18 protein-coding genes and 1 tRNA gene are annotated in these 19,695 nt (G+C 66.7%); 17 read left to right on the forward strand and 2 right to left on the reverse strand.

Annotation, left to right across the window (positions count from 1 at the left end; all coding sequences use genetic code 11):
• Positions 1 to 204: 204 nt before the first annotated feature.
• From ileS to E3O47_RS04810, 5 genes are all read left to right on the forward strand, one after another.
• On the forward strand, positions 205 to 3,684 hold the full coding sequence (ileS, locus tag E3O47_RS04790; RefSeq protein WP_134419671.1) for an isoleucine--tRNA ligase: 3,480 nt from the start codon (positions 205 to 207) through the stop codon (positions 3,682 to 3,684).
• Positions 3,677 to 5,119, forward strand: coding sequence for a folylpolyglutamate synthase/dihydrofolate synthase family protein (locus E3O47_RS04795; protein ID WP_134419673.1), 1,443 nt, complete (start codon positions 3,677 to 3,679; stop codon positions 5,117 to 5,119). Before ileS ends, E3O47_RS04795 begins: the two co-directional genes overlap by 8 nt.
• Entirely contained in the window at positions 5,116 to 5,493 is a 378-nt protein-coding gene (locus E3O47_RS04800) for a DUF4233 domain-containing protein (RefSeq protein WP_158250313.1), read from the forward strand. Before E3O47_RS04795 ends, E3O47_RS04800 begins: the two co-directional genes overlap by 4 nt.
• Positions 5,490 to 5,912 carry a nucleoside-diphosphate kinase gene (gene ndk, locus E3O47_RS04805; RefSeq protein WP_104103399.1) on the forward strand — a complete coding sequence of 141 codons (423 nt, stop codon included), beginning with the start codon at positions 5,490 to 5,492 and terminating at the stop codon, positions 5,910 to 5,912. The genes E3O47_RS04800 and ndk overlap by 4 nt, the downstream gene beginning before the upstream one ends.
• A 180-nt stretch (positions 5,913 to 6,092) precedes the next feature.
• Entirely contained in the window at positions 6,093 to 7,001 is a 909-nt protein-coding gene (locus tag E3O47_RS04810) for a hypothetical protein (protein ID WP_104103402.1), read from the forward strand.
• A gap of 573 nt (positions 7,002 to 7,574) precedes the next feature.
• Here E3O47_RS04810 and E3O47_RS04815 read toward each other — a convergent pair.
• Positions 7,575 to 8,174: a vitamin K epoxide reductase family protein gene (locus tag E3O47_RS04815; RefSeq protein WP_241977406.1), complete on the reverse strand. Its 600-nt coding sequence runs from the start codon at positions 8,172 to 8,174 to the stop codon at positions 7,575 to 7,577.
• A 279-nt stretch (positions 8,175 to 8,453) separates the two neighbouring features.
• Here E3O47_RS04815 and E3O47_RS04820 point away from each other — a divergent pair, with 279 nt between their 5' ends.
• Positions 8,454 to 11,231 (forward strand): Rne/Rng family ribonuclease, encoded by a 2,778-nt coding sequence (locus E3O47_RS04820; RefSeq protein WP_134419686.1) that lies wholly within the window; start codon positions 8,454 to 8,456, stop codon positions 11,229 to 11,231.
• Between the two features lie 121 nt (positions 11,232 to 11,352).
• Here the strand turns inward: E3O47_RS04820 and E3O47_RS04825 are convergent, their stop codons facing one another.
• The gene (locus E3O47_RS04825) at positions 11,353 to 11,643 is read right to left on the reverse strand and encodes a DUF4031 domain-containing protein (protein WP_104103409.1); all 291 of its coding nucleotides are present in this window, start codon (positions 11,641 to 11,643) and stop codon (positions 11,353 to 11,355) included.
• 191 nt (positions 11,644 to 11,834) lie between these two features.
• Between E3O47_RS04825 and rplU the strand changes: the two genes are divergently transcribed.
• The 11 genes from rplU to E3O47_RS04880 all read left to right on the forward strand — a co-directional run bounded on the left by rplU (position 11,835) and on the right by E3O47_RS04880 (position 19,475).
• Positions 11,835 to 12,143: a 50S ribosomal protein L21 gene (rplU, locus tag E3O47_RS04830; RefSeq protein WP_104103412.1), complete on the forward strand. Its 309-nt coding sequence runs from the start codon at positions 11,835 to 11,837 to the stop codon at positions 12,141 to 12,143.
• Between the two features lie 19 nt (positions 12,144 to 12,162).
• Positions 12,163 to 12,420, forward strand: coding sequence for a 50S ribosomal protein L27 (rpmA, locus tag E3O47_RS04835; protein ID WP_104169636.1), 258 nt, complete (start codon positions 12,163 to 12,165; stop codon positions 12,418 to 12,420).
• Positions 12,421 to 12,555: 135 nt separating this feature from the next.
• Positions 12,556 to 14,136: a GTPase ObgE gene (obgE, locus tag E3O47_RS04840; RefSeq protein WP_104103417.1), complete on the forward strand. Its 1,581-nt coding sequence runs from the start codon at positions 12,556 to 12,558 to the stop codon at positions 14,134 to 14,136.
• Positions 14,133 to 14,942, forward strand: a complete 810-nt coding sequence (gene proB, locus E3O47_RS04845; protein ID WP_134343140.1) for a glutamate 5-kinase — start codon at positions 14,133 to 14,135, stop codon at positions 14,940 to 14,942. The genes obgE and proB (E3O47_RS04845) overlap by 4 nt, the downstream gene beginning before the upstream one ends.
• Complete coding sequence (gene proB, locus E3O47_RS04850) at positions 14,939 to 15,721, forward strand: glutamate 5-kinase (protein WP_104103424.1); 783 nt, start codon at positions 14,939 to 14,941, stop codon at positions 15,719 to 15,721. Before proB (E3O47_RS04845) ends, proB (E3O47_RS04850) begins: the two co-directional genes overlap by 4 nt.
• Positions 15,722 to 15,730: 9 nt before the next feature.
• Positions 15,731 to 16,993: a glutamate-5-semialdehyde dehydrogenase gene (locus E3O47_RS04855; protein WP_104103426.1), complete on the forward strand. Its 1,263-nt coding sequence runs from the start codon at positions 15,731 to 15,733 to the stop codon at positions 16,991 to 16,993.
• Positions 16,994 to 17,057: 64 nt separating this feature from the next.
• Complete coding sequence (locus tag E3O47_RS04860; RefSeq protein ID WP_104103428.1) at positions 17,058 to 17,258, forward strand: hypothetical protein; 201 nt, start codon at positions 17,058 to 17,060, stop codon at positions 17,256 to 17,258.
• A 14-nt stretch (positions 17,259 to 17,272) separates the two neighbouring features.
• Entirely contained in the window at positions 17,273 to 17,875 is a 603-nt protein-coding gene (gene nadD, locus E3O47_RS04865; RefSeq protein ID WP_255570938.1) for a nicotinate-nucleotide adenylyltransferase, read from the forward strand.
• Positions 17,876 to 17,922: 47 nt separating this feature from the next.
• Positions 17,923 to 18,912, forward strand: a complete 990-nt coding sequence (locus E3O47_RS04870) for a hypothetical protein (RefSeq protein ID WP_134419675.1) — start codon at positions 17,923 to 17,925, stop codon at positions 18,910 to 18,912.
• A gap of 40 nt (positions 18,913 to 18,952) precedes the next feature.
• A complete protein-coding gene (gene rsfS / locus E3O47_RS04875) occupies positions 18,953 to 19,330 on the forward strand; it encodes a ribosome silencing factor (protein WP_104194944.1) in 378 nt (125 codons plus the stop codon).
• A gap of 72 nt (positions 19,331 to 19,402) precedes the next feature.
• Positions 19,403 to 19,475 (forward strand) — tRNA-Ala (locus tag E3O47_RS04880).
• Positions 19,476 to 19,695: the final 220 nt, after the last annotated feature.

Consider the following 19,695-nt stretch of genomic DNA (forward strand, 5'->3'; position numbering starts at 1 on the left):
AACGGCAACCACCCTCGCGGCGGTTCTCAGTAGAACCGAACGGGTCGGGCCCGTCACAGCCTCAGAACAAGCGGTTTTCCGAAGCCTCGGCTCCGGGAGACAAGCGAGGTGGTACCGCGGCGAATCCCGTTCGGAGTCGGCGTCCTCGTGGAACAGGGGCAGATCTGTGAATGACACAACCTGCCCGACTCGTCCAGGAGAGACATGACGTACCCCAAAGGCCAGCAGTCCGCTTCTCCCGCCCAACCCGGCGGCATCGTGCCCTCACCGAACTTTCCCCAGATCGAAACCGAGGTGCTCGCGTTCTGGAAAGCCGACGGCACCTTCCAGGCGTCGATCGACAACCGTGCGGATGCCCCCGAGTGGGTCTTCTATGACGGCCCGCCGTTCGCCAACGGGCTGCCGCACTACGGCCACCTGCTGACCGGGTACGCGAAGGACCTCTTCCCGCGCTTCCAGACCATGCGCGGCAAGCAGGTGCACCGCCGGTTCGGCTGGGACACGCACGGCTTGCCGGCCGAGCTCGAAGCCGAACGCGAGCTCGGCATCACCGACAAGAGCGAGATCGAGAAGATGGGCATCGGGGCCTTCAACGCCGTCGCCCGCAGCTCCGTGCTCAAGTACACCAAGGTGTGGGAGGAGTACGTCACCCGCCAGGCGCGCTGGGTCGACTTCGAGAACGACTACAAGACGCTCGACATCACCTTCATGGAGTCCGTGATCTGGGCCTTCAAGCGCCTGCACGACAAGGGCCTGGCCTACGAGGGCTACCGGGTGCTGCCGTACTGTTGGCGCGACCAGACACCGCTGTCCAACCACGAACTGCGCATGGACGACGACGTCTACAAGATGCGCCAGGACCAGACCGTCACGGTCACCTTCCCGCTGGTCGGCGCCAAGGCCGAAGCCCTCGGGCTGACCGCCGTGCGCGCCCTGGCCTGGACGACCACCCCCTGGACCCTCCCGACGAACCTGGCGCTCGCCGTGGGCCCGGAGATCGTCTATGCCGTCGTGCCGGCCGGGCCGAACGGCACCCCGGACGCCACCGTGCTGCGGGAGGCCGTTTCCGGAGCGGATGCCGCGGCATCCGTCGCAACCACCGAGGTTTTCGGCGCCGAATACCTGATCGCGATCGACCTGGTCGGCAACTACGCCAAGGACCTCGGCTACGACTCGGCGGCAGAGGCGACCGCGGCGATCTCCCGCACGGTTCTCGGCAGCGCCCTGGAGGGCGTCAGCTACGACCGCCTCTTCGACTACTACGCCGACACCGCGGTCTGGGGCACCGAGAACGCCTGGACCGTCGTCGTGGCCGACTACGTCACCACCGCCGACGGAACCGGCATCGTGCACCAGGCGCCCGCATACGGCGAGGAGGACCAGAAGATCTCCGTGGCCGCCGGCATCCCGGTGATCATCTCCCTCGACGCGGGCGGCAAGTTCCTCTCCGACGTGCCCGAGGTCGCCGGCCAGCTCTGGAGCGACGCGAACAAGCCGCTCACCCAGCTGATCAAGAATGAGGGGCGCCTGCTGCGCCAGGCCAGCTACGAGCACTCCTACCCGCACTGCTGGCGCTGCCGCAACCCGCTGATCTACAAGGCCGTGTCGAGCTGGTTCGTGCGCGTCACGGACTTCCGCGAGCGTCTGGTGGACCTGAACCAGGACATCAATTGGGTGCCGGAGAACGTCAAGGACGGCCAGTTCGGCAAGTGGATCGGCAACGCCCGCGACTGGTCGATCAGCCGCAACCGGTACTGGGGTTCGCCCATCCCGGTCTGGAAGAGCGACAACCCCGACTATCCGCGCGTCGACGTCTACGGCTCGCTCGACGAGCTCGAGGCGGACTTCGGCGTGCGCCCCACCGACCTTCACCGCCCCTATATCGACGCGCTCACCCGACCCAACCCCGACGACCCCACCGGGCGGTCCACCATGCGGCGCATCACGGATGTGCTCGACGTCTGGTTCGACTCCGGCTCGATGCCGTTCGCGCAGGTGCACTACCCGTTCGAGAACGCCGACTGGTTCGACAGCCACAACCCGGCCGACTTCATCGTGGAGTACATCGGCCAGACCCGCGGCTGGTTCTACATGCTGCACACGCTCTCCACCGCCCTGTTCGACCGTCCGGCCTTCAAGAACGTGGTCAGCCACGGCATCGTGCTCGGCAACGACGGCCAGAAGATGTCCAAGTCGCTGCGCAACTATCCCGACGTGAACGAGGTGTTCGACCGGGACGGCTCGGATGCCATGCGCTGGTTCCTGATGAGCTCCTCCGTGCTGCGCGGTGGCAACCTGATCGTCACCGAGGAGGGCATCCGCGAGGGTACCCGCCAGGTTATGCTCCCGCTCTGGAGCACCTGGTACTTCTTCTCCCTCTACGCCAACGCGTCCGGGGAGAACGGCTACGACGCCACCTGGCGCACCGACTCGACCGACGTGCTCGACCGCTACCTGCTGGCCAAGACCCGCGATCTGATCGTGGAAGTCACTGCCGACCTCGAGAACCTCGACAGCACCCAGGCGACCGCTCGAATCCGGGACTTCGCCGACGTGCTCACCAACTGGTACGTTCGCCGCTCGCGCGACCGGTTCTGGGCCGGCGCCGGCGCCGGGGCCTCTGTCTCGGTCTCGACGGTCTCATCCACCGCAAACGAGGCTTTCGACACGCTCTACACCGTGCTCGAAACGGTGACGCGGGTGGCCGCCCCGATGCTCCCGCTCGTCACCGAGCGTATCTGGCAGGGCCTCACCGGCGGTCGCAGCGTGCACCTGACCGACTGGCCCGACGCCGAATTGTTCCCGGCCGATGCCGTTCTCGTCACCGCGATGGACCAGGTGCGCACCATCAGCTCCACCGTGCTGTCACTGCGCAAGCAGTCCGGGCTGCGCGTGCGTCTGCCGCTGGCCACCCTGACCGTGGTCACCACCGACACGGCGGCCCTGGCCCCGTTCGAGGGCATCCTGCGCGACGAGCTGAATGTGAAGAGCGTGCGTTTGGTCGAACTGGCCGACGACAGCGCGAGCGCCTACGGCATCACCTCCCGGCTCACCGTGAACGCCCGGGCAGCCGGCCCGCGACTCGGCAAGCAGGTGCAGCAGGTCATCAAGGCCGCCCGCGCCGGCGACTGGAGCGAAACCGACGGCGTCGTCACCGCCGGCGGTACCCCGCTCGCCGCGGGGGAGTACGAACTCGTGCTGCAGACCGGTCCGGCCGACGGTTCCGCCGTCGCTGACGACACGGCGGTGGATGCCCCGGCTCTGGCGCTCCTGGCGGGCGGCGGTTTCGTGCTGCTGGAGACGCAGACCACTCCGGAACTCGAGGCGGAGGGCTTCGCCCGCGACCTGATCCGCGCCGTGCAGGACACCCGCAAGTCGGCCGGATTCGAAGTGAGCGACCGCATCCGTCTCGACCTTGTCTTCTACTCCGCCGAGGACGCCGCGACCTTCGCCCTTGCGGCCGGCATCGACGTCGCTGCGGAGACCCTGACCCTCCGGTTCGCCACCCATGTGGCCACCGAGGTGTCCGATGACAGCCTGGCGCACGGCCTGCCGTCCGAATGGCTGCAGAGCCTGGTCGGCTTCCCCGTCGAGCACTACGTGCTTTACGAGGCTGGTCACTATGCCAACCGGGGGACCGTCCTGGTCGCCGTCGCCCGAGAGAACGGACTCGTCCATGTCTGAACCCAAGAAGCCCGGATCGAAGAAGCCCGGATCGAAGGAGCCCGGATCGAAGGAGCCCGGATCGAAGAGGCCGCGCCAGTCCTCCGACGCCGGCCGTGAGGCCGGGGACGCCGTCTTCGCCGCCCTCCTCGCCCGCGTGGGCGAGGGTGCGCCGAAGCCGCGTCTGGCCCCGACCCGGCGGGCGCTCGAACTGCTGGGTGACCCTCAGACCGTCTACCCGGTGATCCATATCACCGGCACCAACGGCAAGACCAGCACGAGCCGCATCACCGAGAGCATCGTGCGCGCCTACGGGCTGCGCACGGGACTGATGACGAGCCCGCACCTGGTGCGGCTCAACGAGCGCATCGTGATCGACGGGGAGTTCATCACCGATGAGGCCCTGGCCGCGAACTGGGCCGACATCGAACCCTTCCTGGCCATGGTCGACGCGGAGCTCGAGGCGGCAGGCGACGACGTGCTCACCTTCTTCGAGGCGCTCACCGTGCTGGCCTTCGCCTGCTTCGCCGACGCCCCCGTCGACGTCGCCGTGATCGAGGTCGGCATGGGCGGCGAGTGGGATTCCACCAACGTCGCCGACGGGCAGGTGGCCGTGTTCACGCCCATCGCCCTCGACCACACGCTCCGCCTCGGCAACACGATCGCCGAGATCGCCCGCACCAAGGCCGGCATCATCAAGCCGTCCGCCGCCGTGGTCTCCGCCCGGCAGGGCGAGGCGGCGCAGGCCGAACTCGAGCGGGCCGCCGAGCTGACCGAATCGACCCTGGCCAGTGAGGGCGAGGATTTCGTCCTGCTCAAAAACCAGGTCGCCGTGGGCGGGCAGCTCATCTCGGTGCGCGGCCTCGCCGGCACCTACTCGGACCTGTTCCTGCCGCTGTACGGCACGCACCAGGCGCAGAATGCGGCCGTCGCGATCGCCGCCGTCGAGTCCTTCCTCGGGGCCGGCACCACGGCGCTCTCGCATGACCTGGTCGAGGAGGGCCTCGCGCAGGTCACCTCGCCCGGACGCCTGCAACTGATCGGGATCGCACCGACCGTCCTGGTGGATGCCGCGCACAATCCGCACGGAGCGGCCGCCCTCAGCACTGCACTGGCCGATTACTTCGACTTCGACGAGATTGTGGCCGTGGTGGGCATCCTCACCGACAAGGATGCGACCGGCATCATCACCGCGCTGCAGTCCAAGGTGGTGCGGTTCCACGTCACACAGTCGCAGTCCGAGCGCGCGATCGGCGTCGACGACCTCGCCGATCTGATCGCCGACCTCGGCAGCGAGGAGACAACCGTCCGGTTCGACGACCTCGCGCAGGCCCTCGACTCCGCCAGGGACTGGGCCCTCGAGTCGCCCAAGCGGGCTGTGATCGTGACCGGGTCGATCACCCTCGTCGGCGAAGCCATCATTCTGGCCGACGCACGGGAATGGCTGGCGAAATGACGTCCGCTCCCCGCTCGGTGAAGCGCACGCTCGCGACGATCGTGCTCGGCTTCGAGGTCATCGTGGTTGCCCTCGCCGCCCTGGTGATCTTCGGTCTGCAGGCGTTGCCGCCGTGGCTCGCCCTCGGCGGCGGAGCCGTGCTGGGGCTGGCCATGGTGGCCGTGCTCGCGCTGCTTCGTTACGAGTGGGCCTACGTGGTCGGCTGGATCCTCCAGCTGATCATGGTGGCCGCCGGCTTCCTCAATCCGGCCATGTTCTTCGTCGGCGGCATGTTCGCCGCCATGTGGACGTACTGCATGATCGCCGGCTCCCGGATCGACAACCAGAACCAGAACTTTCCCAACAACGAGAACAACGAGAAGGAGAACTCATGAGCACCCAGGTCCAGGAAACGCTCGTATTGGTCAAACCGGATGGCGTTGCCCGCAACCTCTCCGGCGAGATCCTGCGTCGCATTGAGCAGAAGGGGTACTCCCTCGTCGACGCGAAGCTCGTGCAGGCCGACAGGTCCCTGCTGGCCGAGCATTACGCCGAGCACCAGGGCAAGCCGTTCTTCGAACCTCTCGTGGAGTTCATGGAAAGCGGTCCGATCCTCGTGCTGCGCATCGCCGGCGAACGCGTGATCGAGGGCTTCCGCTCCCTGGCCGGCACAACCGACCCGACCACCGCGGCTCCCGGCACCATCCGCGGCGACTTCGGCCGAGACTGGGGCACCAAGGAGCAGCAGAACCTCGTGCACGGCTCCGACTCGCCCGAGTCGGCCGACCGCGAACTGGCCCTCTGGTTCGACTGACCCTTACCGACCGGGGAACAGCCACTGACCGGATGCTTGGAGGCGGCTGTTCTCGTCGGTACCAGATGTCGTTGCTTTGTGCACCAAGCGCACCGCTGTCGCAGAATGGCCGATGATGGCAGAGCCCCGCTGAGCATGTGCCGACATCCTCTTTGATTCGTCTGACTAGAAAGCCTCACCATGCCGCATGCCCGGAACCCCTGGTTCAATCTGGTCTGGGCAATCCCGCTGGCGATCATCCTGCTGGTCGCCGTCGTGCTCGCCGCCCGGGGCATCCGTTCCCTGCCGATGGCGCAGGAGTTCTTGGTCGACTTCCCGGGGGCCTCGCCGTTGCCGTCGTGGGCCCCCGTCGGCTTCCCCGCGTGGCTGGCGTGGCAGCACGGCCTGAATGTTTTCTTCCTGCTCTTCATCGTGCGTTCGGGTTGGCAGATCCGCACGGCCGGGCGCCCGAGCATGTTCTGGACCCGGCGCAACACCGGCCTTTTTCGAACCCGACGTGCCCCCCGCCGGCTGGGCATCAACCTCTGGCTGCACCTCGCGGTGGATGCCCTTTGGGTACTCAACGGGATCGTCTTCTACGTGCTGCTGTTCGTCACCGGTCAGTGGGTGCGCATCGTGCCGGTCAGCTGGGACATCATTCCGAATGCGCTCTCGGCCGCCCTCCAGTACGCCTCGCTGGACTGGCCGGTCACCGACGGCTGGGTGAACTACAACGCGCTACAAACTCTGAGCTACTTCAGCATCGTGTTCGTGGCCGCGCCGCTCGCCTTGGCCTCGGGCATCCGTCTGTCACCGCTCTGCACGTCGCGCCGGCTTGGAGAACTGTTTCCGCTGCGCCCGACCAGGGCCGTGCACGTGGGCGTGATGGTCTTTTTCCTTGCATTCATCGTGATCCACGTCACGCTGGTGTTCGCCACCGGTGCCCTGCGCAACCTGAACCACATGTACGCGGCGCAGAGCGACGACGGCTGGACCGGATTCTGGATCTTCGCCGCATCCCTGGTCGTGATGCTCGTGGCCTGGGTCGCCGAGGGTCCCCGACTGCTGCGGGCGGTCGCCTCTCTCGGCGGAACCGTAACCACGCGCTGAGCCGCGGTGCTGGCTGAGCCGGCCGATGGCTCTGCCGGTCGAAACCCGGTGGTTGTGTGAACCCCCCCCGGCCGGGGTCTTTCCCTGGCCTTGTCTTTGGCTGCCTGGGCCGCGTCGCGGGCCAGGGCTTCGGCGAACCGGCGGGCCTGATCGACCTGTTCGGCCAGGTGGGCGTCGACCCAGGGCGGCGTCCGCCTGGGTCTCCCGGATGGCGTCGAAGTGACGACCCAGGCGTTCTAGCTGCTCACTGTATGAGGACTCCATGAGACAAACGTTACGGGCAGCCACTGACATTCCATGCCCCAGATCGGCACCCGTCAGCGCCCTGTGGATAACCTGATCAAACGCGTATTGTGGTGGAAAGGGAACAGCCGTCGCGGGGCGCGCAGCACGCATCCGTCGTCACATAAACGCGGAAATTTTTGAGACACACCGGTTTTGGCGCCGTGAGCGGCGTGTCGCAAAAATCTCCGAGGTTAGCAACCGCCACGGATGCCCGGAGCGGCAACCTCCGGCCGCCACGTCACCGGAGCTCGACCACCGGGTCTCAACCGGACGGGGGCAGGGTCGCCATTACAGGCGGTTCAGGAAGTCCATCTCGACCTGGGCGATGACGGCGGCGATCAGATAGCAGACGATCGTGATCACGATGATCCAGGAGGAGGCGACGGATGCCAGGCGCCGCACGCGCGGCCCCGCTGGGAGGTTGCCCGCCGTGAGGTTGTGCAGCGTCACGGCTAGGAACATTGGGATCGTGACCGTCCAGGTCACCATGCACCACGGGCAGAGCACGTCGAGCTCGAAGAAGCTCTGCGCCATCAGCCAGATCACGAACGCGAGGGCGCCGGTGACGCCCACGTTCAGCGCGATCCAGAACCAGCGGGCTAACCGCGCCCCGGCCAGGATCGCGGCGCCGATCGCGATGACGACCGGCCAGGCCATCAAGCCGATCACCGGGTTGGGGAAACCGAGGATGGCACCCTGCCACGATCCCAGGTTGGTGCTGCAGCCCACCAGCACACTGAAGTTGCAGGAAAGCTGGGCCTGCGGGTCCTCGAGGATCGCGAACTTGTCGACGGTCAGGAGGAAAGCCGCGGTGAGGGCGATCAAACCACCGATGATGAAGAAGATGGCGAGCCCGATGGGGCGCTTGACGGGCGGGTTGTGGGGCACGTTTGGATTATGTCATGTGCCTCGCATGTGTTCCTGAGAATGCATGCGATAATCGGAACAGTCGCTTGGGCCGCGCTCAAGTTGACGCCATACAAGTCTTAATGGGCCGTAAAGGCCCAGATTCATTGGTCCCACGACCAAAGGTATTAGCAGCCAGAGCCAAGAGCCGGTTGCGAACGACGAGGATTTCCGAGGGTTTCGCGCAAGCGTGATCCTCGCACGAGAGAGTAGCCGGATGGGTGGCGCGGTCGCCCACACTGGTCAAGGAGCGCGCCAGTGATGGTGGAAGACAACGAAAACATCAAAAAACGCAAGGGTTTATTCGGCACCCGCCGCACCTCGCGGAGGGCTGCCACCCCGGTGGCCGTTCCGGAGGCCGCGCCTGAGAACAACAGTGCGCAGCACAATGACGCCGCACAGAACGTCGCTGCGGCGACGCGCGAGCCGCTTTCAGCAGCGCAGACACCCCGCGTCCACACCGACGACGCCGTGACCGAGCCGGCAGCCGCCGCTCCGTTCGGCGAAACCCCCGACTCAGAACAGGACGCTGCCGTGGAACCGACGCCGCCGCCCACCCCGACCGCCGATGTGGTTCGCCGCCCGTCCACCTCGCTGGTGTTCCAGGCCCCGGTCATCGTGCCGCAACCGGCCCGCACCGGAGCGCGCCGCGACACCGCGCGCCAGGACCAGCGCCAGGACACCGGCCAGGACATCCGTCAGGACCATGACGACGAGGGCGACGAGTCGTCGACCGTTCGTCGTCGCGCCCGTCGGCGCACCGGCGACGAGAACCGGTCCGGATCCGACGACCCCGCGAACACCGTTGTTCGCGTGCGTACGCCCCGCGAACCCGAACTCATCACCGAACCCCAGCGGATCAAGGGGTCGACCCGCCTCGAGGCCAAGAAGCAGCGCCGCCGTGACGGCCGCGATGCCGGGCGCCGTCGCCCGGTGATCACCGAGGCCGAGTTCCTCGCCCGCCGCGAATCCGTCGACCGGGTCATGGTCGTGCGGGCCAAGCAGAACAAGATTCAGATCGGGGTGCTGGAAGACGGTGTGCTGGTCGAGCACTACGTCGCCAAGAATCAGGATGCCTCGCTGATCGGAAACGTCTACCTGGGCAAGGTGCAGAACGTGCTGCCGAGCATGGAAGCAGCCTTCGTCGACATCGGACGCGGCCGCAACGCCGTGCTGTACTCGGGTGAGGTCGACTGGGAGGCTGCCGCCGAGAACTCCGGCAACAGCAGCCAGGCTCGGCGCATCGAGCTCGCGCTCAAGCCGGGCGACAAGGTGCTCGTGCAGGTCACGAAGGACCCGATCGGGCACAAGGGTGCGCGACTCACCAGCCAAGTGTCACTGCCCGGCCGCTACCTCGTCTACGTGCCGAACGGCTCGATGAACGGGATCAGCCGCAAGTTGCCCGACACCGAGCGGGCGCGCTTGAAGAAGATCCTCAAGGAGGTTCTGCCCGAGAACGTGGGAGTCATCGTGCGCACCGCGGCCGAGGGTGCCACCGACGAGCAGCTCACGCTCGACGTCAACCGGCTCACCTCGCAGTGGGCGTCCATCGCCAAGCAGGTCGACACGGTGCAGGCACCGGCCCTGCTGCACAGCGAACCGGACCTTCTGATCAAGATCGTGCGGGATGTCTTCAACGAGGACTTTCAGAAGATGGTCATCTCCGGCGAGGAATCCCGGGAGGTCATCGAGGCCTACCTGCGCCAGGTCGCACCGGACCTGGTGGAGCGCGTGGAGCGCTACGAGGGCGAGAACGACGCCTTCGACGAGCACCGCATTTCGGAGCAGATCGAGAAGGCCCTCGACCGCAAGGTCTGGCTACCGTCCGGTGGCTCCCTCGTGATCGACCGCACCGAGGCCATGACCGTCGTCGATGTCAACACCGGCAAGTTCGTCGGCTCTGGTGGAAACCTCGAGGAGACCGTCACGAAGAACAACCTCGAGGCTGCCGAAGAGATCGTTCGCCAGCTGCGTCTGCGCGACATCGGCGGCATCATCGTCGTCGACTTCATCGACATGGTCCTCGAAACCAACCGCGACCTCGTGCTGCGCCGCATGCTCGAATGCCTGAGCCGCGACCGCACCAAGCATCAGGTCGCCGAGGTCACCTCGCTCGGGCTTGTGCAGATGACCCGCAAAAAGCTCGGTCTCGGACTCCTGGAATCATTTAGCGAGAACTGTGAAGCCTGCGCCGGCCGAGGCATCGTCATCCACCACGACCCGGTGCTCAAGCACCGCCAGACGGCTCAGCCGGCCATGGAGCGTCGCCCGCGCAGCAAGTCGGGCACCAATTCCGGCGGCGACAACGGACACCGCGGCGGAAACGGAAACGGAAACGGTACCAACTCCGCAGCCGTGCACGCGTCTCAGGCCGATGCCGGCAAGTCCGGACACGGCACCCACGGCATCACCGAGGATGCCAAGCACGCCCTCGCCCTGATCGCCGCCCGCACCATCCCGCGCGCCCTGACCGGCTCGATCCCGATCATTGCCCTGCCTGAGGCGATGCCGGAATCGGTTCCCGCGGAGAAGGCGGCCGCCCCCGCGGCCTCAGCCGACGGGTCATCTGTCGGCGCGGCGACCGCCGCATCAGCCAACCCGGCCGCCGAGGCCAACCCGATCGAGGAGGCCGTGAATGAGGCAGTCGCGGCCGAGACGTCTGCACCGTCGGCACGCCGCAGCCGTAGGGCGTCCTCCACGCCCCGCCAGCGGGGCGCAGCGCCCATCGTGACCCCGGAAACCCCGGTGCAGGACGCGCAGCAGACCCCGGTCGAGGCGCCTGCCGCGCACGAGGCCGCAGCGCCCGACGACGACGAGCCCGTCGCCATCCTGGACATCCCGGTCAAGAAGTCCTCCCGTAGCCGCCGCACGGTCAGCAAGCAGGTCACCGACCAGCTGCTGGACTCGGTGCTGGACGCCCTGCCCGAGCCCAAGCAGCCGGGCCAGGGGCGTTCGCGCAGCCGGCGGGTGACGACGGCCGGCGGATCCACCGGGTCGGCCCAGCCGATCATGACCACGGCCCCGGATTCCCAGCAGTAACGAGAATCCCTGCAGGAACGAATCGAGTCGATCGGGAGACCGGCGGCGCACAGCCCACGGGGCTGGGCGTCGCCGGTCTCCCGATCTCTTTCAACCGGCGAGGCAGCGCTTCGGGCCCCGATCAGGACTCTGGGAGAGAGCCGCTGCCCGATCGGTCCCGCCCGCGCACACGCAGGCCGCTTGCGCGGAGCCGGAGAACCAGTTCCCGATTGTCCACCGGATGCGCCCCCGAGGCCACGAGGGCGTCATAGCGGTGGGCGGGTACGTCGTAGTGGTCCAGGTCGAAGCCGCGGCGGGGGATTCCGTTGCGGGCCGCGAAAGCGTGCAGTTCGGCCAGTGACGAATCGCTGACAAGATGGGACCAGACGGTGCCATGCGCGGGCCACATCGGCTTGTCGATCAAGACGGTCATTACCCGATTCTATGATCCGGCCTCGGTTTGACCGTCGCAGCAGGATCGGCTAACGTTGACTTTTGGTGTGCGACGGGCTTTTGCCCCCGCGATCACCGTGGTTTTCTGAGAGCGACGGGCCGACTTGGCGTGTTTAAGGCAGTAACTTTCCATCACGGGGCCTCACGGCTCCCCAGAGATAGGTACGTAACGTGGTTTACGCAGTTGTGCGCGCCGGTGGGCGGCAGGAAAAGGTAGAGGTCGGGACCATCGTCACGATGGACCGAATCAAAGCCAATAAGGACGGCAACGTCGAGCTGGCCGCAGTGCTTCTCGTCGACGGCGACACGATCACCTCTGACTCCCAGTCACTGGCCAAGATAACGGTCACGGCCGAGGTTTTGAACGATCTCCGCGGTCCGAAGATCGTCATCCAGAAGTTCAAGAACAAGACCGGGTACAAGAAGCGTCAGGGGCACCGTCAGGAGCTCACTCGCGTTCAGGTTACCGGCATCGCCTAGGCCCTGAGGAGCAGAACAGATGGCACATAAAAAAGGCGCGAGTTCCACTCGCAACGGTCGCGACTCCAACGCCCAGCGCCTCGGCGTGAAGCGCTTCGGCGGTCAGGTTGTCAGCGCGGGCGAGATCATCGTCCGTCAGCGCGGCACCCACTTCCACCCCGGCGTCAACGTCGGCCGTGGTGGCGACGACACGCTCTTCGCTCTCGAGCCCGGCTCGGTTGAGTTCGGCGCCAAGGGCGGCCGCAAGGTCGTCAACATCGTGGTGGCTGCCGCTTAGGCATTTCACATCGGTAAGCGTGAGGGCGGGCTTCGGCTCGCCCTTTGCGTGTTTCACGGCACCCGCACGACAAGATGCATAGCACCAATGATTTACGCACCACTGAGCTTTTTGCCACCTGAAAGGGGCACCCCCATGGCCACGTTTGTTGACCACGTCACTCTCCACCTGCGAGCAGGCAACGGAGGGAACGGCTGTGTCTCCGTCAAGCGTGAGAAGTTCAAGCCGCTCGCCGGCCCTGACGGCGGCAACGGCGGAAGCGGTGGTGACATCGTGCTCGTCGCTGACCCGAACGTGACGACCCTCCTCGGTTACCATCGGTCCCCGCACCGCAGTTCCGCGAACGGCGGCCCCGGCATGGGTGACCACCGCGCCGGCTTCGGCAGCGAGCTGATGGAGCTGGCCGTCCCGCTCGGCACCGTGGTCAAAGACGCCGAGGGCAACGAACTCGCCGACATGACCGAGCCGGGCTTCCGCATCGTCGTGGCGCCTGGCGGTCAGGGCGGGCTCGGCAACGCGGCCCTGGCCTCGCTCAAACGCAAAGCCCCCGGCTTCGCCCTGCTCGGCACCTACGGCTGGGAAGGCGACATCCAGCTTGAACTCAAGACCGTCGCGGATGTCGCGCTCGTCGGCTACCCCTCGGCCGGCAAGTCCAGCTTGATCGCGGCCATCTCGGCGGCCCGGCCCAAGATCGCGGATTACCCGTTCACGACCCTGCACCCCAACCTCGGCGTCGTGGATGCCGGCGAGGTGCGCTACACCGTCGCCGACGTGCCCGGACTGATCGAGGGCGCCAGCGAGGGAAAGGGCCTCGGCCTCGAATTCCTTCGTCACGTGGAACGGTGTACGGCGTTGCTGCACATCCTCGACTGCGCCACACTCGACCCTGACCGTGACCCGCTCAGCGACCTCGACGTCATTCTCGGCGAACTTGCCGCCTACCCGGTGCCCGACGGCCAGAAGCCGCTCCTCGACCGCCCCCAGCTGATCGCCCTGAACAAGATCGACGTTCCCGAGGGCCGGGAGCTCGCGGAGTTCGTCAAGCCCGACCTCGAGGCGCGCGGTTACCGCGTGTTCGAGATCTCGACCGTCAGCCATGAGGGTCTCAAGCAGCTCAACTACGCGCTGGCCGAGACCGTCGAGGCCGGCCGGGTCGAGGCCGCCGCGGCGCAGGCCGTCAAGCCGCGCATCGTGATCCGCCCGAAGGCCGTCGACGACAGCGGCTTCGTCGTCAAGGTCGAGGGTGGGTCGTTCGGCAACATCTACCGCATCATCGGCACCAAGCCCGAGCGCTGGGTGCAGCAGACGGACTTCAAGAACGACGAGGCCGTCGGCTTCCTGGCCGACCGCCTGGCCAAGCTCGGCATCGAGAACGAACTGTTCAAGGCCGGCGCGATCGCCGGCTCGACGGTCATCATCGGACCCGGCAACGGCGTGGTCTTCGACTGGGAGCCCACCCTCACCTCCACGGCCGAACTGATCACGGCACCGCGTGGCACCGACACCCGCCTTGACGACTCCAAGCGACGCACCAGCAACGAGCGCCGAGAGGAGTACTTCGGCCGGATGGACGCCAAGGCAGCCGCACGCGCCGAACTGATCCGAGAGCGCGAGGCCGGCATGTGGTCGACCGGCGAGGAAGAGTACAACGGCGACACTCTCACGGGCGACGGTTCAGTCCCGGTGTCGCCCCGTAAGGAGAGCGGGGCCGAATGAGTCACCGCTCCCGCGCCCAGGTAGCCGCCGCCCGGCGCATCGTCGTGAAGGTCGGCTCCTCGTCGATCAGCGGCGACAACTCCGAGCAGATCGCACCTCTGATCGAGGTCCTGGCCCAGGCCCACAATCGCGGCGTGGAGGTCGTCCTGGTGTCGAGCGGCGCCGTCGCCAGCGGCATGGACTACCTCAACCTCGACGAGCGGCCGGCCGACCTAGCCACCCAGCAGGCCGCGGCATCCGTGGGTCAGAACGTGCTCACGGCCCGTTACCAGGAGACTCTGGACCGCTATGGCATTGCCGCGGGGCAGGTGCTGCTAACAGAGGGTGACCTACTCAACGAGCCACACCGCAGCAATACCCGCCGCGCGGTGAACCGGCTGCTGGACCTGCGCATCATGCCCGTCGTGAACGAGAACGACACGGTCGCGACCTACGGGCTGCGATTCGGCGACAACGACCGGCTCGCCGCCATGCTCTCGGTGCTCATCCGCGCCGACCTACTGCTCTTGCTCAGCGACGTCGACGCGCTCTACACCAAGCCCCCGCACCTGCCCGGTGCGGAACCGATCGACTTTATCGGGTTCGACCAGGAACTGGACGGCATGGAGTTCGGGGCGAACAAGGGTGCCGGCACCGTGGGCACCGGCGGGGCGGACACCAAGGTGAAGGCGGCCCGCCTGGCCGCCTCCGCCGGAACGGCCGTTCTCATCACTGAGACGAGCCTGGCCGCAGAGGCCCTCCGCGGCGGCTCCTGTGGCACCTGGTTCGAGCCGATGCCCACCGCGCCCGGCCGAGCGCTTCTGTGAGCGCACTCGGCCGACACGAGGTCGCGTCGGCCGCGCGCATCGTTGTGAAGGTCGGCTCCTCCTCGATCAGCGGCGCGAACATCGCACAGATCATCCCGCTCGTCGATGCCCTTGCCGAAGCGCACGGGCGCGGAGTAGAGATCGTCCTCGTCTCCTCCGGGGCCATCGCCACCGGCATGCCCTACCTGCAACTCGACGAGCGCCCCACCGACCTGGCCACCCAGCAGGCCGCGGCATCCGTGGGCCAGAACCTGCTCATCTTCCGCTACCAGGACAGCCTCGACCGGTACGACATCGTCGCCGGCCAGGTGCTGCTCACTGCCGGTGACCTGGAAAACCCCTCGCATCGAGGCAACGCGCACCGGGCGATGGATCGCCTGCTCGGTCTGCGCATCCTGCCGATCGTCAACGAGAACGACACGGTCGCCACCCACGAGATCCGGTTCGGCGACAACGACCGGTTGGCCGCCCTGGTCGCCACGCTCATCCACGCCGACCTGCTGGTCCTGCTCAGCGACGTCGACGCCCTCTACACGCGCGCGCCGCACCTGCCGGGCGCGGAACGCATCGATCACGTCCCCTGCGGCGATCCCATGCTCGGTGTCGAGCTCAGCGGCAGCCGCTCCGGCGTGGGTACCGGGGGTGCCGACACCAAGGTGTCGGCCGCACGGATCGCGGCGGAGGCCGGCACTGCCGTGCTGCTCACATCGACTGGTCTGGTTGCCGAGGCACTCCGCGGCGACCCGGTCGGAACCTGGTTCGAACCCGCTCTGGCCTAAACTACCGGGATGTTGCAGACCGACTCACCTCAGATCACTCCGATCCTCGAAGCCGCCCGAACCGCCGCCCGAACTCTGGCCACGACGTCGACCGGGTTGAAGAACCAGGCGTTGCACGGGATCGCCGCCGCCCTGCGGGGGAGCGCTGCGGAGATTCTGGCCGCCAACACCCTGGATCTGGCCGCCGGCACGCACAATGGCCTCTCCGAGGGCATGCTCGACCGCCTCAGCCTCGACGAGGCGCGCATTAACGCCCTCGCCGACGCCGTGCTCGAGATCAGCCTGCTCACCGATCCCGTTGGGGAGGTTGTGCGCGGCTCCAGCCTGCCCAACGGCGTACGAATCAGCCAGGTGCGTGTACCCTTCGGTGTCGTCGGCGTCATCTACGAGGCCCGCCCGAACGTCACCGTGGACATAGCCGCCATCGCTCTGAAGAGTGGCAACGCCGTCGTCCTGCGGGGCGGATCGGCCGCCGAGAACACCAACCGGGTGCTCGTCACCCTACTCCAGGCGGCGATCAGGCAGGTCGGCCTGCCCGAGGCGTGCGTGCAGACCATCGACCCGTTCGGCCGTACCGGTGCCACCGAACTGATGCAGGCCCGCGGCCTTGTCGACGTGCTGATCCCGCGGGGGAGCGCCGGTCTGATTCGGGCCGTCGTCACCCAGTCGACCGTGCCCGTGATCGAGACCGGGGCAGGCGTCGTGCACATCTTCGTCGACGAGTCGGCGAATCCGGAGTGGGCGGTCGACATCGTGCACAACTCGAAGGTGCACCGGCCCAGTGTCTGCAACGCCCTCGAGACTCTGCTCGTGCACGAGGCCGCGGCCGCGCGGCTCCTGCCGGCCGTTCTGGCGAAGCTGACGGAGTCCGGCGTTACCCTGCACGGCGACGACCGCGTGCGCGAGATCTTCCCCGCGGCGGTGCCGGCCACGGAGGAGGACTGGTCCACCGAGTACATGGGCCTCGAACTGGCCGTGGCGGTCGTCGACTCCCTCGACGACGCCATTGCGCACATCCGTCGCTACTCGACCGGGCACACGGAGTCGATCATCACAAACGACATCGTGAACGCCGACCGGTTCCTCGGAGAAGTGGATTCCGCGGCGGTCATGGTCAATGCCTCGACCCGGTTCACCGATGGCGGCGAGTTCGGTTTCGGAGCCGAGGTGGGCATTTCCACTCAGAAACTGCACGCTCGCGGGCCGATGGGTCTGCCCGAGCTCACCAGCACCAAGTGGATCGTGCGCGGCTCCGGCCAGGTGCGCGCATAGCCCCCGCTAGACTGTTGGCCATGGCGTACCGCTGTGCCATGTGAGTCCCTGAATGGAGAATCCCATGTCGTTCCTGACCGTTGTGCTGGCTGAGGCCGGGCTCGTCGATTTGCCGATGCCGATCTTCCTCTACGGAGTGATCGCCCTCGTGGTCTTCGCCGCGCTCGGCTTCGTCGTCTGGTCCTACCGGGATGTCGCCAACCGCCACCAGGCCAAGGCGAAGGCTTACTCCGACGCCCACGGCGGCGCGCGCAGCGACCACTAATCGGAAGCGTCACCATCCATAATTTCGGGGCCCGCCCACCGCGCATCGGCGTGATGGGCGGCACGTTCGACCCCATTCACCACGGGCACCTTGTGGCCGCCAGCGAGGTGGCTCAGAGCTTCGACCTGGATACGGTCATTTTCGTTCCCACCGGTCAGCCGTGGCAGAAGGCAGATGTGACCGAGAGCGAGCATCGGTATCTCATGACGGTCATCGCCACCGCCTCCAATCCCCGGTTCACCGTCAGCCGTGTCGACATCGACCGAACCGGGCCCACGTACACGATCGACACCCTGCGGGATCTGCACGCCGAACGCCCGGACGCGGAGCTCTTCTTCATCACGGGTGCCGACGCGATGGGGCAGATCCTGGGCTGGAAAGATGTTCAGGAGCTTTGGGATCTGGCCCATTTCGTGGCTGTGAGTCGTCCGGGACACGAGCTCAGTATTTCGGGATTGCCCAACCAGGACGTAAGCTTATTGGAGGTTCCGGCTCTGGCCATCTCGTCCACGGACTGCCGGGAACGTGTGAATCGGGGATTCCCGGTCTGGTATCTGGTCCCCGATGGGGTTGTCCAGTACATCTCAAAGCATCATCTGTATCGGAGTGTGGCATGACGTTGGGTAATGACCCACAGCCACTGACGCGGCGACAAGCCCGCGAATTGGCTAGTCGGAACGAGCAGGTCGTCGCCGGCGAATCCGCCGTTCCCGCGCCTCCGGCGCCGCTCGAACCGGCACCGGTGGATCAGGCACCGGTTCCTTCGACGGATGCCCTTTCCGCAAAGCAGCATGCCGCCCAGCAGTATCCCGCCGCACCGACCGCGTTCGCGCCTCGCGCCGTCGACGGCACGCGCAGCGTTCTCCACGCACAGGACCACAACACCCTGACCCGTCGTGAGCTGCGCGCGCTTCAGACCGCGCAGACCGGCGATTCCGGCGAATTCCTGCTGAAGCACAACTCCCACACCGAGTCGGCGCTCCCCGCTGCCCCGATCGCACCCGCACCTGTCCCCGAGACGGCTGCGCACCCCTTCGCCATCGACGCGCTGCACGTTCCGGTGGCCCCCGCCAAGGTGGCGCCGCCCGTCGAGTTCCTGATTGAGGCCTCCCCGCGCACGAAGGTCAAGTCCCGACCCGGAGTGCTCCACCCGCCGGTCGGACACTGGTCGCTGGCCCGCGACGAGGTTGACGACCACGTTCCCGGCGTGACACAGCTCGAACCGTTCGACCAGATCGTGGCTCGCGGCATCAGCGCCGGCGGCATTCCGACCACGACCAACACCCTGATCCTGCCGTCCATCCCGCACCACGGATCTTCGTCGGGCCCGCTCATGCGCACCGGCGAGATTATGGTCACCGGGTCGATCGATCTACCCCGCAGCCTCGGTTCCACCGGAGCCCTGCCGAACGTCTTCGACTCGTCGGACATGGACCAGATGCTCGACCAGCTCGACGAGGGTGGACACCATAGCGACGTCGCCCCGGTCAGTGCGAGCCGCGCCGTCAGCACGCACGCTTCGACCCGGGGTGTCATGGCTCCGCCGAGAAAGCGCGGGTTGACCGTCCCGGCCGTCCTGACCGTTACCGCAGGCGTGCTCGCTTTCGGCGTGCTGGCCCTGATCGTGGCCGGCTACGTCCTCAAGATTTTCTAATGCCATCCATTTCGCCTTCACTAACTCAGGGATTCATTCGATGACCGCTTCTGCCCATGCTCTCGAGCTCCTCCAGGTGGCCGCCGCCGCCGCAGACTCGAAAGCGGGGGAGGACCTCGTCGCAATCGACGTATCCAATCCCCTGCCTCTCACCGACATCTTCCTGATCGTCACGGGCCGCTCCGAGCGCAACGTGGTGGCCATCGCCGGTGAGATCGAAGACAAGATGACCGAGGCCGGCCACAAACCGTTGCGTCGCGAAGGCCGTGCCGAGGGGCGCTGGGTCCTCGTCGACTTCGGCGATCTCGTCGTGCACATTTTCCACGAGGAAGAGCGCGTGTACTACTCGCTCGAACGTCTGTGGAAAGACTGCCCCGTCATTCCCATCGCACTGCCTGCCCACAAGGCCGCCGAGTAGCGGTGGTCAGCAGCAGGCTAATCATGTAGTAGCCTAGAGAAGTTGTTTCGGGCAAGTTGCGAAACACATTCTGGGTCCGTGGCGCAGCTGGTAGCGCACCTGCATGGCATGCAGGGGGTCAGGGGTTCGAATCCCCTCGGATCCACCGAGTAGCACAACGTACCGAAAATATGGAACAGGCCTCGACTTCGGTCGGGGCCTACTCTGGTTATGTGGGGCAGAAAAGCTCACCAATTATGGCTCTCCTGTCGTAACCGTGGGTTAATCCCGGCCGGGGAGCACTGGTTTGTGGCCGCCGAGGCTGAGCATGGCGAGGGCGATGAGGGCGTCGGGTGATTTGAAGCCGAAGGCGATTCGGGTGAGTA

It is taken from the genome of Cryobacterium sp. TMT2-17-1 (assembly GCF_004402765.1).
GTDB classification, from domain to species: domain Bacteria; phylum Actinomycetota; class Actinomycetes; order Actinomycetales; family Microbacteriaceae; genus Cryobacterium; species Cryobacterium sandaracinum.